This is a genomic window from Vibrio sp. T20 (assembly GCF_007858795.1).
GTDB lineage: Bacteria > Pseudomonadota > Gammaproteobacteria > Enterobacterales > Vibrionaceae > Vibrio > Vibrio satsumensis.
Map to the genome: position 1 here is coordinate 60,247 of NZ_VFEB01000125.1, position 14,316 is coordinate 74,562.

Below are 14,316 nucleotides of genomic sequence, written 5' to 3' on the forward strand. Positions count from 1 at the left end.
GATCTAAACGCGTTACCATTTACCGTAATAAAAAGGCGCAAAGTGAATACTTTGCGCCTTTCTCTTTTTCTAACTGTTGCTTTCTAGGTATCGATTCAACTTTTGGTGCTACATAAAAGATTGATACCTGCAGCAATCATCAATAGCTAGATTACTTCTTTACACCTTCAACGTGTAGATCCATGTCTACGTAGCTTGAAGCGCCCATTACTGGAATGTTGAAGTCAGCAAGTTCTAGACGAGTTGTACCAACGAAACCAGCACGCTCACCGCCCCATGGGTCTTGACCAGCGCCGATGAATTCAGCTTCGATAACGATAGGCTTAGTTACGCCGTGAAGTTTAAGGTCACCCATTACTTCAAGTTTGCCATCGCCTTTATCAACCACTTTCGTGCTGTTAAAAGTAGCGTCTGAGAATTTACCTGCATCAATGAAGTCAGAGCTACGGATGTGCTTGTCACGCTCAGCATGGTTAGAGTCTAGACTCGTTGTATCAACAACAACGTTTACTTTTGATGCTTCAACGTTGTTTGCGTCATACGAGAAATCACCAGAGAATGTGTTAAAACGACCTTGGATAAAGCTGTAACCTAGGTGGCTAACTTTAAAGTTAACTGAAGCATGCGCACCTTTTGTATCAATCACGTAATCAGCGGCGTTCGCAGCGAAAGGCATTGCCATAGCAAATGCTAATCCTGTAGCGATAATTGACTTTTTCATTTTGAAGCTCCTATCATTTTTCGTAGCGTATCGTCTTTGTCGATAACGTGGTGTTTTATCGCCGCTAAGGCGTGCACTGATGCCATAATGATCAGTACCCATGCAGCATAGTAGTGAACCGTACCTGCGAGATCAGATTGGTTTGCAAACAGTTCGCCCATACTTGGTACAGTGAACCAATTGAATACCTCGATCCCGCGGCCATCTGATGTTGAAATCAAATAACCTGAAATAAATAAAACCGCTAAGTTGATGTACATGAAGCCGTGAGCGATCTTCGCTGCTGCAACTTCATAGCTTTTCCCTTCCACCTTAGGTGACGCGGTAACTAGTTTCCAAAGCAAGCGAATAACGGTAACGGCAGCCAAAAGAATGCCTACCGAACGGTGATAATCTGGTGCTGTTTTGTACCACTCGCTGTAATATGAAAGATCAACCATCCACAGGCCTACACCAAATAAGCCAAAAATCGCGAGTGCTGAGATCCAATGCATCGCTCTTGCTAAAGGGTTGTAATTTCTAACGTTGTTGTCCATGCATCTCTTCCGAATGTTAACGAGTAGTGTAGTTTTGAAAAGCGTACCCTACACCAAGTTTGTGTAACATATTATTTACCAAGCTTTACATTGGTAACATCATTTCAAATTAAACGAGTTATTCAAATTATTTGAACAAGTTTGGGCTAAGCGTTAGATTTCAACGATTTGTTCGATCTCGTAAAGCTCATCTGAGATATCTAACATTTTACGCTCCATCACTTTTTGAGCGTCTTCTATCCCTTTGTTGTAATAAACCGCCCCAAACTTTTTACTTATGAAGTCGACCAAGAATTCTGTGTCGAACTGGCCAAGCTCCACATCGAGTTCATCTTGCAGGTATTTTTGTAGAGTATGGGTGAGCTCAGACTTTTGCTTCGAATCTAGTTGAATTGTCATGAATGTTTCCAAGTAAAGAGTAAATAAATCCATCGTGAACAGCTGACTAAACTATAATCTAGCTAGCTCACTTGTAACTTTGCAGCTAAAGATAGTCTTTCTAACTGATTAGAATTCCTCATAATTTAGAATACAGACCCGCGAAGTGCCAGTGCTATCCATAAAATCGCTCCGCAATCGCTAATTTTGATAGAGGGATCAAGAACTCGCACTTTGGCAATAGGTAATGACACATTAATTACCGTACTATTGCCCATCAATAAGATAGTAACTGTGTATAAGGGACTTCATTGTTATTAGATCTCGTGATTAAAAGCGTCAATCAGTTTCAAGACGATTGTCTAAAACTCTGTGAGCGTCATTATCCTACGGTGCACAACCAAGGGATCAGTGAGCATCACATCGGTAAAGCCTTTGCCCGACGAATGGAACACACCTTTGTTAGCTTTAACCATGCAAGCAACATCAGCCCACTCGAAATGCTCTCTTCTGGTGAAAACCCTAGACACTTCCGAATCTCTTCTGAAATCGGTACCGTTTGGATGATTAGCCATCATATGGTGAGCGCGGGAAAAACGTGTCGTAAAAAGTTGATGTTAGACATTCATAACTGGCAGCAAGAGTATGGATTCGCAATTCAGCCCAATGACGTTTTGATCATTGTCTCCGACCATTGGATAAGCCGAAGTAAAAACAGTAGTGAGTTGTTACATTGGTGGATGGGAGAACTCCCAGACGAGATAACGGAATACAGCCAGCAAGGCATCACTCTAAGGGAGAGTGATTCTCAATTCGCTTCCGATTTAAATAACAATTTCAGAATCAGCCCTTGCTTTATTAAATTCGGCCACCCACTCAAACGGTCAGTAAATCAACAATTGGTTCGTAAATACCTGCAACTTTATGCGGTACTTCAATGGCAGTGATAATACGGGTCAACTTTTTCATTCAATATTTAAAGTAAATTGTTAGACCTTCATCCCAATATTTTATAAAAGAAAACTCATTCCCTGTTCATTAATTATTCGAACCTTCTGTTTTAATTATTAATAGTTGTTGTACTCGTCGTCTCGATTTTGAGAGATAGATATCATTTCTGTGTAACTCTCTTAGTCCCTCCATTTTGTAACTTTGACATTCCCCCACAATCTAAGCCTTTAACCCTACTTTTCGCTGGTGTATCAGCGTTATAGCCTTATATTGGCTGAGGTTAATATGAGAGACGTTACTTAGCCATTAAATTCACAGCAACTATCAAACACAGCGAATGATAAGTAAATTTAATGACTAATGTCATTTATCATGCTGATTTTTCGTTAATTATCTTTATTTAATTATTGACCCTACATATGATTTTTTATTAATTGACAATTTACTTACACCTGTCAATATTGTGACAGCCATGACGTATATTTTCGTCATTAAATAAACACCTTTATTAGCGACTATGATTTTATCAGACAGAAGTGAATTTATTAGCTGTATATCTGTGGATGCCGATATGCAGTTTATTGCGAAATATCAAGACTTAACACTTAGAAGTGTCTATCAACCTATATTTGACAGTTCAATGACTCAGATAGGCGTTGAAGCTTTGGTGCGTATTTCGAATAGCAAAGGGGATGTTGTTCGTCCTGATCACTTCTTCCATTCCGACGATACCTTATGCACTGACAAGATCAATGTAGAAAGGCTGAGTCGCGCTATCCATATCCGTAACTTCGCACAATCGAATATCCGCCATTTAGACTTGTTTTTGAATGTTCTTCCAAACGTTGGTGAGTTATTTGCTGCAGAAAAGGTCAGTGACAGCCTTCTGGCAAAACGTCTTCATGAGTTGAACCTTTCATGTGAGCAGATCGTGATGGAATTGGTCGAACTGAATGCCGAAAGTGAAGAGCGCTTGAAAGATGCAGCCCTCTCTCTTGCGGAGAATGGTTTTCAAATCGCGGTCGACGATTTCGGAACACAAGCATCAACAGAACAACGCGTCCGCCACATCAATCCTCATATCATTAAGATCGATCGCTCAGTGATGTTAGATTTTGAGCAAGGTGACACACGAGAAATGGAATTAGTTCTAGAACTCTCGAAGCAAATCGGCGCTAAGACTGTCATCGAAGGCATTGAAACAGAGCATCAACTCACGGCAATGCAAAGCTTGGGCTTTGACATGTACCAAGGCTACCATCTAGCGATGCCTAAACCGATTGAGTTGGATATCCGTTTAGCAATCTAAAACCGCCCTTACTCTTCTTAAAGCCGCTAGCCACTGGTTAGCGGCTTTTTAATACCTGTTACTGAACACATTCCTTTATTAACGAAGTTCTTTGTTCGTGTAGCGGTTTTCACATCGTTTTCTCTGCATGCAGATGTTTACTTAAATCGATGTTGCGTAAAATCACGCGCATAAAAAAGCCCAGTCAAAATTGACTGGGCTGGCTTAAAAGAATCTGTTTTATATCATTCCCTAATAACCCGCAGTGGACGGTTTGATTCTATATAGAATAGCGAACATCACTGGTACTACTATTAGCGTTAGTACTGTAGCAAAGCCTAAGCCTGCCATGATGGTAATCGCCATCGAGCCGAAAAATGCATCGAATACCAAGGGAATCATACCCAAGATAGTCGTCAATGCTGCCATAGATACCGGTCGTACACGACTAATCGCACTGTCGACAACCGCTAAGTATGGGTCTTTACCTGTTGAGAGTTCAGTGTTGATCTGGTCAAGCAGTACGATACCGTTTTTCAAGATCATGCCGCTTAAGCTCAGTAGACCTAGGAATGCCGTGAAGCTGAATGGCATATTAGTCCCTAGCAGACCAATCGAAACACCAATGATAGAAAGTGGTACCGTAAACCAAATCACAAGTGGCTTACGAAGCGAATTAAATAGAAGCATAGTGATGATAAACATCAGCAAGTAACCCATTGGTAATGAACCAAATAGAGATTCTTGTGCATCTTTTGAGCTTTCGTATTCACCACCCCAACTGATGCTGTAGCCTTCTGGCAGGTCTAATGCTTCTACCTTTGGTTTAACACGAGCAAATAAGCTAGCCGGCGTTTCTTCACCAAGTACGTCGTGGTCAGCCAGTACTGTTAGTGTACGCTTTCTATCGCGACGTTGAATCAGTGGTTCGGACCATTGAAGCTCTACACCATCAATCACTTGCTCAACTGGAATGTAAGTTTGTAGCGATGGGCTCCAAATCTTCACATTGTTCAGTGATTCAAAGTCAAAACGCTCTTCTTCTGGTAAACGCGCAACGATAGGTAACATATGAGTACCATCACGCAGTAAACCGATGTTGTAACCGCCGAATGCCATTTGTAACGTCTCAGACAGATCAGTTTTTGAAATGCCAAGGCGACGAGCCTTTGATTCGTTAAACAGTGGCACTAGCTCTTTAGTGCGTTCACGCCAATCGTGACGAACATTTCGTGAGCCTGGATCGGCAAGCAAGATGTCTTCGACTTCAACGGCAATGCTACGCAATACTTGAGGATCAGCACCGATAATACGCGCTTCAATCTTTGAAGCTGGTGACGGGCCGAATTCAATCAGTTTGAACTGGAACGTTGGTTGCTCAAATTCATTCGCTAAGTTTTTGTCTAACTCCGCTAGAACCTTAAACATGGTGTCACGGTCAGTGGTTCTTACCTGTAACTGGCTGTACGCTTCGTAGCTTTTTTCTGGTTGGTATGTCAGAGCGAAACGTTGCATGCCCTGCCCAACCGTTGTGGTTACAAACTCTACGTCGTCTTCTTGACGAATGTAGCTCTCAACCTTTTCAGTCTGCTTGATCGTTTCACGTACATCCGTACCTTCTGGCATCCACATGTCTACGTAGAACATCGGCGTATTTGATGGTGGGAAGAACTGCTGCTTCACCTTACCAAAACCAACCACAGACACCGCTAGCAAAGCGATCATGCTGACGACAGTTAACCATCTAAAACGCAATGCAAATTTCAGAGATGCACCGAATATAACGAACAGAATACCTTTGTATGGGTCTTCGTTCTGATCGACTTTGTCTTCTTCTTTAAGCAACATTTCAGCAAGGAATGGCGTTAGTGTTAGCGCTGTTACCCAACTCAAGAATAACGAGAAACACAGTACCCAGAACAATGAACCCATGAACTCGCCCGTTGCATCTTTCGATAATCCGATAGGTGCAAAAGCGGTAATAGCAATAATGGTCGCGCCCAATAGTGGCCATTGCGTTTGTGTCACAATGTCTTTTGCTGCTTGAAGCTTGGTCTTACCTTTCTTCAAGCCAACCAATATACCTTCAACGACAACAATCGCGTTATCCACCAGCATACCGAGCGCGATGATCAAAGCACCCAGTGAGATACGGTGCAGTTCGACATTGTTGTAGTCCATCAATATGAAGGTACCAAATACCGTCAATAGAAGAACCAAACCGATAATCAAACCACTGCGTAAGCCCATTGCGAACAGCAGCACAATGATAACGATCGCTACCGCTTCAACTAGGCTGATTAAGAAGTCAGCCACTGATTTGTCTACTTCTTGTGCTTGGTTGTAGAAGTAATTCAGCTCCACACCGGCAGGCTTAATGCTTTCTAATCGGTCTAGCTCCGCATCTAGCGCGTTACCAATCTCAACGACGTTTACGCCTGAAGAGAACGCAATACCTAAGTTAATTGCTGGTTTGCCGTTGTACGTTAATACATTGCCTGGCTTTTCTTGAATACCGCGAGTCACTTCAGCGACATCTTTCAAACGAATCAGGTTGCCCGTATCACGACCATGAATGATTAGATTTTCTAGCTCTTCAACCGTGCTCAATGTGCCGTTAGGCTTGATCGTTAGGCTTTGACCATTCAGCATCACCTCGCCTGCCGATACCACACTGTTTTGTTGTGCTAACAGTGACGTAACCGTCGACATATCTAGGTTCAATGCGGCTAAACGTTCCAGTGACATCTCAACAAACAGTTGCTCTTGTTGGTCGCCTGCGATACTTACCTTGCCTACGCCTTCAACCAGTTCGATTTCACGTGTGAGGTAATCAGCATACTGTTTTAACTCAACGTAATCGTAGCCATCACCGGTCAGCATGATCATCACACCAAATACGTCACCAAAATCATCAATGATCTGAACGGAATTAACACCACTTGGTAGCGTTGGCTGTAGATCGTTGATCTTACGACGCATTTCATCCCAGATTTGTGGTAGCTCGTCTGGACCGTAATCCATCTTCATGCTGACCATAATTTGAGACATACCATTCGATGATGTCGAAGTGATCTTGTCGATATAAGGAAGCTGTCTTATCTCTTTTTCAAGCGGATAAGTTAGCTCTTCTTCAACTTCCATAGACGTAGCGCCAGGGTAAGTTGAAATAATCATTGCATCTTTAATGGTAAAAGCTGGGTCTTCTAAACGGGATAGATTACCAAAAGACGTCACACCGCCAATGGCCAAAATGACTAGAAACAGCCAGCTGATTACTTTGTTCTTTATTGAATATTCTGCGATGTTCATTCTGCTTTTCCTGACAATTGCATTCCGTCACGGAGTTTTCTTAGATTCGAATTTACGAGTAACTCACCTTGTTCGACGCCATGCGCGATAAGTGCGCCTTGGCCACTGATCTTGTCGACTTCCACTTCACTTTTGAATGCTTGGCCGTCTTCCATCTTCCACACGTAAAATTGGTTCGCTTCAGCGCCTGCTTGTAGCGTCGTCATCGGCAACTGATAACCTTGAACATCACTCAAGCCCGCTTTTGCCATATCGACATTTACCGTAACGCTGGTACCCGGCAGAATTTCACTTCTAGGTTGTTGCATCTGCATCCAAAACTCGTAGGTGCGAGATTGCGGGTGCAGTTCACTAGTGTGCTCTAGATACGTTAGAGCGTATTTTCCAGAGTGGCCGCCAAAGGTTGCGTCAGGTCGATAGCTGTTCGAACGCATATCTGGGCTGATAGACGCTAAGATCGAATCTGATACTTGAATTCGCACATACACCTTGTCGTTCTGGTACACGCTGAGTAACGTTTCACCCGGTGTTGTGTTTTCGAAACGTTGCTTATCGACTGTTGAAACCGTGCCAGCAAATGGCGCTAAAAGCTCTGTGTAACTCAGCTTACGTTCTGCCGCAGCCAAATTAGCCGATGCCAGTTTGTAGTTAGCGGTCAGTTGATCGTGTTCCGATTGCGACAACATCTTGCTGTCAAACATCTCAGAACCACGTGCCAGTTGCTTACTCGCTAATTTGAATTGAGATTTAGCGTCTGTAAGATCTTGCAGGTATGTCGCGTTGTCTAAGGTCGCCAGTAGCTGACCTTTATCTACCTTGTCACCAGCTTCAACCAATACTTGTTGAATCTCACCAGCAAGCTTAAATGCCAATGGTGTGAGTTCTGCAGGCATCACCTGTCCATTAAAGCTTCTGAATTGGTCAGTCAGTGGCGCACCCACTTCAAAGGTTGAAACCAAAAGTGAAGGTTGCTCACGGTGGTTGGTTTCATTGTTACAGGCTTGAAGCAATAACGCAGATACAACCACAACTGATAATTTGGAAAGGTTCATTAAATACCGCCCTCACGTAACCAAGCTTTTACTTGTTGCCCATCAGATAACACATCGACACCCGCTTCTACGATTAAGTCGCCAGAAGACAGGCCTTCAATAACCTTGCCTTGACCATCAAGGGTGACTTGTACTTTAGAAATCAATTGAGACTCTGGGTTGTAGCGCCACAGTTCACCGTGATCTGCTTCTTTGCTTAGCCAAGCTGAATCGACAATGCCAATACCGTAGTCCGACTTATTTTTCTGAACTTCAACTTGTGCCGTCATACCAGAAAGCAGATTAATACCTTCAGGTTTCTCGATAGACACAACCGCTTGGTAGCTGTTCGTGTCTTCGTCTGGTTGCGTTGAGATCTCTTTAAAACGCGTTGGGATACGAATGCCGCGGTGGCTATCCATCACAACCCACATGTATGAGCTAGTTAGGTCTTGGATAGAACGGTCTTCAAGCTTTGATACAGGGATAGAGAAAGTCACATCCATCTCGCTGTGATTCAAAATATTAAGTACAGGCTGTTTTTCAGCGATTAACTGATATTGCTTACCAAACACCATCGATACCACGCCATCGAATGGAGCAACTAATGTGGTGTAACCAAGGTTTGTTTGTGCTTGGTCCAACTCAACTTCAGCGGCAGTAAAGGTGTTTACGGCTTGGTCGTAGTAATCCGTGCTTACAAGCTTCTTCGAGTACAGCTCAGACGCTTGCTTGTATTGGCTGTTCGCCAGATCAAATTTTGCTTGGGCTGCATCAACCGCAATACGATAGTCCGTTGCATCTAGCACAGCGAGTACTTGGCCTTTCTTCACCTCTTGTCCCATACGAACAGAGAACGTTTCAATATCTCCACCCACTTGGAATGAAAGTGCGGCACGGTCGGTCGCATCCACTTTTGCGATAAAGCTATCAAGCTCGATATCCGTCTGCTGAGGGATCTCAAACAGCTTGACTGGCTTAACAACTTGAACCGTTTCTTCTGACTGAACCTTATTACATCCGGTCAAAGAGCTTGCGAGTAATAGTGCAGCAAACGCCAGTCCTATCTGCTTACCCGCCTTGGCTTGAATAGACAACTTGGATTGCATGATGCTTCTCCATCTAATTATTATGATTTATTACACAGATGGGCAGTATATTTAATATTTAATAATTCTCAAGCTTTACTTTCCACCTGTGCAGTATTTTTTATTTCAGTAAAAACAGTGTAGAATGTGGTAATCAGGTAAATGTGTGAAATGAAGATGACAGAAAAGAAACAAGGTAGAAGAAGCGCAAAAGACGCTGAAGAGACTCGATTTTTGATCATGAGTGTTGCTGCGGAAATGTTCTGTGAGCATGGTTATGATAGCGTTTCACTGCGAAACATCAGTGAAAAAGCCGGCGTCTCGCATAGCCTTATTCGCCATCACTTTGGTAGCAAAGAAAAGATCTGGCACTCCATAAGTGATTGTTTACACGAATATTTTCAGTCTTACATTGCTAAAATTATGGAAGAGTTACCAAAAGGTGTTGCGCCGAGTATTACTATTTATCTATTTAGCATGCGCCTCTTTAGCAACATGATTCATTCACGTAAGCCAATGCAACTTATCACTGACTCTGTGCGCCAAAAAGACAACTTGGTCGATTACTTTATCGACAATGTTGGTGATGTCGAAAAAGAAATCAATATGTTGGCAGAAGAATATAATGATGCGAACCCAGATAACTTGATCAACATTTATGAAATTAAATGGCAAATGATTATGTATGCACACGGAGCGGTATGCCTAACCCCTTTCATGGAAAGCACATGGAATGAAGGTGACATGCAATCGACACCGGAAGAAGCGTTGTTAAAACATTGGCAACTGTTCAACAAGCAAATGATCAATACGTTCAATATCAGTGATGAATGGGTATTGAATCCAAGTTCGATTGAAGAGCTAGTTTATGAAGTACCTTGCGTGTGGAAATGCGAACACGAGCAAAGTAAACACTAAAGACGCTGCTTCAAATTCAATGCTTAATACGAAAATGCCCCATTACTGAATGACAGTAATGGGGCATTTTTATATTGGATTAGATTGATGCCTTCACGTCAATAAAGCGATAAGCATCAACCACCAAAAGAATTAGCGACGTGCTTTCGCTTTACCACGGTTTTGATGAATCTTAAGCTTTGCTTTCATCTTACGTTTTTCCGATGAACGACTCTTGCTACGGCCACTGCGATCAGGTGCAAGGTCTTTTTCAAGGCTTGGTTCAAAGCCATCTAACCACTCTTGAGGCAAGCGTGTATCCAGTAGTCGCTCAATGTCACCCAATAGGTAGGCTTCGTCTTGGCTCATCAATGAAATTGCCAAACCGCTGTTACCGGCACGACCTGTACGACCAATACGGTGAACGTAGTCTTCTGCTTTAAATGGCATATCGTAGTTCACAACTTGTTCTAGTTGCTGAATATCGATACCACGCGCTGCTACATCCGTTGCAATCAACGCTCGCACTTTGCCCGATTTGAAATCATCCAATGCTTTTTGGCGCGCACCTTGGCTCTTATCGCCATTGATTGATGCCGCTTTAATGCCGTCTAGTTTAAGCTCTTTTACTAGCGCATCGGTACCCTGCTTAGTTTTAGTGAATACCAGCACTTGTTGCCAGTTCTTTGAACCGATCAAGTAAGCCAGAAGTTCACTCTTACGCGATTTATCAACCGGATAAACCATCTGTGTTACGGTTTCAGCGGTGCTGTTTTTTGGCGTAACTTGAATTTCACTTGGCTTCTGCATCATACGATGTGCAATCGCTTTGATTTTGTTATCAAACGTTGCAGAGAAGAACAGCGTTTGACGCACTTCATTCATACGAGAAAGGATACGTTTGATGTCAGGCATGAACCCCATATCCAACATACGGTCTGCTTCGTCTAGCACCAGTACTTCTGTATGGCTCAACATGATGTTCCTAGTGAACATGTGATCGATAAGACGACCAGGTGTAGCAACAAGAATATCTGCACCCCCGCGTAGGTTATCCGTTTGAACCTTCATGCTAACGCCGCCGTACGCTACAACCACTTTAATTTCAGTGCCCTTCGCGTAGCTAGTGAGGTTGTCAAACACCTGCTGTGCGAGTTCACGTGTTGGTACTAGCACAAGCGCGCGAACGAGCTTAGGGTTCGGAATAACGTTGTCTTTTGTTTCGATTAATCTTTGGATAATCGGTAAACCAAACGCAGCCGTTTTACCCGTACCCGTTTGAGCACCAGCCAGTACGTCTTTGCCTTCTAATACCAATGGAATCGCTTGTTCTTGAACACTGGTTGGAGCCGTAAAGTTAAGCTCTGATAGCGTAGCAAGAAGGTGCTCAGACAATCCTAGTTGGTTAAAAGATTTAGTAGATTCAGACATAGTATGATGCTCAAAGATTAAATAGGCGCGGATTGTAGCAAACCTGCATTACGCTGTTTACCTTTCCTTTTGATTTTTCTTCATTTGAAGCGCATTAAACTGCTTTGCTTCTTCTAAAACGTTGGGATAAAGCTCAACAAAGTGACACTGCAACGTATTATAGTGACGCTCGAGGTCATCGTAACATGCTTCGAGCATACCGAGCTTAGGCCTTCTCAGTGCCATTCTTTGCAATACCACCTCTATAGATGACATGTCCTGATAGCTTTCCAACCAACGTTGTTCTGCCATTTTTTGATGCATCGTAATGAAATTCTCAGGCCAGTGCAGCTCTTGATGTTCAAAGATCTGTTGATGGCTATCTAAACAAAAACGCTCTAATGTCTGCTGCGAGAACTGAGCCCAATGATTGGCTAAGCAGTGATCCCAAAATACATCGAGTGCGATAGGCGCAAAGCGTCGTGTTTGGTCTGAGAACAGCGATTTAGCAGAACGAGATACATCATGACGATCAGTATAGCTATCAACAAATCGATGAAGCCTAATGCCGTCAGAAAGTGAATCCGAATACTGTTTATTGGGGTCGCCTTTAACAAAATCACCCAACAGGTTACCTGCTAAGTTGCTGTTACAATGCTTGGCGATGTGAAGGTGTGCGAGAAAGTTCATTGAACCTCATTAAAGTATCGAGAACTAAGTAACATGGTAAACGTACTCGTTTATCTTCGCGAACTTTAATGAGGATAGCTTTGTTATGACGTGTGAGCGAATGAGATTTGCTCAGTTTAAGAATTGTTTAATTTGAGAACGTTGAACTACAGAAACCTTTAGTTCAGGTAACGCCTAGTTTGAAGACTTAAAAAGTTCTTCTGCTAATTGTTTAACCGTCTGTTCATAGTCAGATAAATCGATGCCAATTTCCATAGCATCTAACAACTCAAGACTTTCGTCATTGTAAGATTGGTCACTCATAGTGCCCCCTCTATTCCTTAGTGTGGACATGATGTCCGATTAACTAGTGCACCATCTTGGACTTATATTATGTCACTTTGATGAAAGCACTCTACTCTACCCATTCCATATTCATAGCTTGAAGCTACTCGCGATCATTAGCGCTTTTTACGCTAAAGGGGTATACGCGAACGACATATGTACTGCCACCTTACACCAAGTACAACAAATTACTCTACAAATTTTGAAGCCGATCATGGTCAAACGTTTGCTTTGGTCAGTTCAATGCTGTTACACCCTCTATGTGTAAGTATAAATTTACAGTGGATATTTTTAATTACATTAGGCATTGCATTTGGCATTAAACTCAATCAGAATACTTCAAAATCGAGATATTCTTTGGGTTTATGCGCTTAAGCTAGAAGAATTACAATCAAAACACCCCCTAACGTAAAGAATTATATACAATGAATAAATCAAAGGTTTTTGGTAGTACTTTGATCATTGCAGGCACAACCATCGGTGCTGGCATGCTCGCCCTTCCACTTGCTTCTGCAGGCATTGGCTTTTCAACTTCACTTTTCTTGATGCTTGGTTTATGGGCATTAATGGCCTTTACGGCTCTATTAATGGTAGAGCTTCACCAATTTGCAGAATCTGACGCAACCCTACACACTTTAGCTCACACCATTTTAGGAACAAAAGGTAAATGGATTGCGAGCTTCGCTGTTATGTTCCTATTTTACGCGCTATGCGCTGCATACATCGCGGGCGGTGGTGCGCAGTTTAACCAACGTATTTCGGATATCGCGGGTATCGAACTCAATGGTCAAATCACCACACTACTATTTACCCTATTAGTTGCCGGCGTTGTTACGATTGGTACTCACAGTGTTGATAAAGTTAACCGTGTTTTATTCGGACTCAAACTGATTGCAATGGTACTAGTACTCAGCTTCCTAGCACCAAACATTACATCTCAGTACCTATTAAGCATGCCTTTACAGCAAGGTTTGATTGTTGCAGCGATTCCTGTTGTATTTACTTCTTTTGGCTTCCACGGCAGTATCCCATCTATTGTTCGATACCTAGACGGCGATGTTCGTTCTTTACGTAAGGTTATGATTGCAGGCTCTGCCCTACCATTAGTTATCTACGTTTTCTGGCAGAGTGTTACTTTGGGTGTGGTTAGCCAAGAACAATTGTTGTCCGATACAAGCTTGGGGGCACTTTTAGTATCACTATCGCAAACCGTTCATCAATCAAACTTAAGCGTCATCGTCGGTGTATTCGCGGATCTTGCACTGCTGACTTCTTTTATTGGCGTGAGCTTGGGCTTATTTGAATTCATGGGCGATTCGTTAAGCAAGAAACTAGGCAGTGCTAAACGTGTTAAAACGGCCGCTATCACTTTCTTACCGCCATTAGGTTTTGCCCTGTTCTACCCACAAGGTTTCATAATGGCATTAGGCTATGCAGCCATTGCACTTTCAGTACTCGCGATTCTTTTGCCGACAGTCATGGTATACAAGGTCCGTTACACTGACTTCTCAGTTAAACCTCAAGCTCCAGAAGCGACGTACCAAGTGTTAGGTGGAAGCAAAGCGCTGTTTTTAGCAGGTAGCGTTGGCGTGTTTATCATTGCGGTTCAAGTCCTTATTTCAGTAGGGCTATTGCCTTCTCTAGGTTAACAAATCCATACCGCACAAAAATACTTGATTGAGATCTCATA

The 14,316-nt window shown here is 42.7% G+C and carries 13 protein-coding genes; 4 read left to right on the plus strand and 9 right to left on the minus strand.

The window, feature by feature from the left end; genetic code table 11:
- Nucleotides 1-151: 151 nt before the first annotated feature.
- The 3 genes from FTW16_RS14665 to FTW16_RS14675 form a co-directional block, all read right to left on the minus strand.
- Nucleotides 152-721 carry a YceI family protein gene (locus FTW16_RS14665; RefSeq protein ID WP_128164231.1) on the minus strand — a complete coding sequence of 190 codons (570 nt, stop codon included), beginning with the start codon at nt 719-721 and terminating at the stop codon, nt 152-154.
- Nucleotides 718-1,257, minus strand: a complete 540-nt coding sequence (locus tag FTW16_RS14670) for a cytochrome b (RefSeq protein ID WP_048660207.1) — start codon at nt 1,255-1,257, stop codon at nt 718-720. Before FTW16_RS14670 ends, FTW16_RS14665 begins: the two co-directional genes overlap by 4 nt.
- 153 nt (nt 1,258-1,410) lie before the next feature.
- Nucleotides 1,411-1,656: a DUF2164 domain-containing protein gene (locus FTW16_RS14675; RefSeq protein ID WP_017059821.1), complete on the minus strand. Its 246-nt coding sequence runs from the start codon at nt 1,654-1,656 to the stop codon at nt 1,411-1,413.
- Nucleotides 1,657-1,946: 290 nt separating this feature from the next.
- Here FTW16_RS14675 and FTW16_RS14680 point away from each other — a divergent pair, with 290 nt between their 5' ends.
- Both FTW16_RS14680 and FTW16_RS14685 read left to right on the plus strand, forming a co-directional pair.
- A complete protein-coding gene (locus FTW16_RS14680; protein ID WP_146491609.1) occupies nt 1,947-2,582 on the plus strand; it encodes a hypothetical protein in 636 nt (211 codons plus the stop codon).
- Nucleotides 2,583-3,157: 575 nt separating this feature from the next.
- Nucleotides 3,158-3,895, plus strand: a complete 738-nt coding sequence (locus tag FTW16_RS14685) for an EAL domain-containing protein (protein WP_146491610.1) — start codon at nt 3,158-3,160, stop codon at nt 3,893-3,895.
- A gap of 231 nt (nt 3,896-4,126) precedes the next feature.
- Here the strand turns inward: FTW16_RS14685 and FTW16_RS14690 are convergent, their stop codons facing one another.
- The 3 genes from FTW16_RS14690 to FTW16_RS14700 are packed head-to-tail and all read right to left on the minus strand — an operon-like array spanning nt 4,127 to nt 9,326.
- A complete protein-coding gene (locus FTW16_RS14690) occupies nt 4,127-7,186 on the minus strand; it encodes an efflux RND transporter permease subunit (protein WP_146491611.1) in 3,060 nt (1,019 codons plus the stop codon).
- Nucleotides 7,183-8,238 carry an efflux RND transporter periplasmic adaptor subunit gene (locus FTW16_RS14695; RefSeq protein WP_146491612.1) on the minus strand — a complete coding sequence of 352 codons (1,056 nt, stop codon included), beginning with the start codon at nt 8,236-8,238 and terminating at the stop codon, nt 7,183-7,185. The genes FTW16_RS14690 and FTW16_RS14695 overlap by 4 nt, the downstream gene beginning before the upstream one ends.
- Nucleotides 8,238-9,326, minus strand: coding sequence for an efflux RND transporter periplasmic adaptor subunit (locus tag FTW16_RS14700; protein ID WP_146491613.1), 1,089 nt, complete (start codon nt 9,324-9,326; stop codon nt 8,238-8,240). Before FTW16_RS14700 ends, FTW16_RS14695 begins: the two co-directional genes overlap by 1 nt.
- Nucleotides 9,327-9,476: 150 nt before the next feature.
- Between FTW16_RS14700 and FTW16_RS14705 the strand changes: the two genes are divergently transcribed.
- Nucleotides 9,477-10,223: a TetR/AcrR family transcriptional regulator gene (locus tag FTW16_RS14705; RefSeq protein WP_146491614.1), complete on the plus strand. Its 747-nt coding sequence runs from the start codon at nt 9,477-9,479 to the stop codon at nt 10,221-10,223.
- Nucleotides 10,224-10,355: 132 nt separating this feature from the next.
- Here FTW16_RS14705 and FTW16_RS14710 read toward each other — a convergent pair whose 3' ends face one another.
- From FTW16_RS14710 to FTW16_RS24810, 3 genes are all read right to left on the minus strand, one after another.
- Nucleotides 10,356-11,633: a DEAD/DEAH box helicase gene (locus tag FTW16_RS14710; protein WP_146491615.1), complete on the minus strand. Its 1,278-nt coding sequence runs from the start codon at nt 11,631-11,633 to the stop codon at nt 10,356-10,358.
- Nucleotides 11,634-11,690: 57 nt separating this feature from the next.
- The gene (locus FTW16_RS14715) at nt 11,691-12,302 is read right to left on the minus strand and encodes an ACP phosphodiesterase (protein ID WP_146491616.1); all 612 of its coding nucleotides are present in this window, start codon (nt 12,300-12,302) and stop codon (nt 11,691-11,693) included.
- 174 nt (nt 12,303-12,476) lie between these two features.
- A complete protein-coding gene (locus FTW16_RS24810) occupies nt 12,477-12,605 on the minus strand; it encodes a hypothetical protein (protein ID WP_017059831.1) in 129 nt (42 codons plus the stop codon).
- A gap of 446 nt (nt 12,606-13,051) precedes the next feature.
- Between FTW16_RS24810 and FTW16_RS14720 the strand changes: the two genes are divergently transcribed.
- Nucleotides 13,052-14,275, plus strand: a complete 1,224-nt coding sequence (locus FTW16_RS14720; protein ID WP_146491617.1) for an aromatic amino acid transport family protein — start codon at nt 13,052-13,054, stop codon at nt 14,273-14,275.
- Nucleotides 14,276-14,316: the final 41 nt, after the last annotated feature.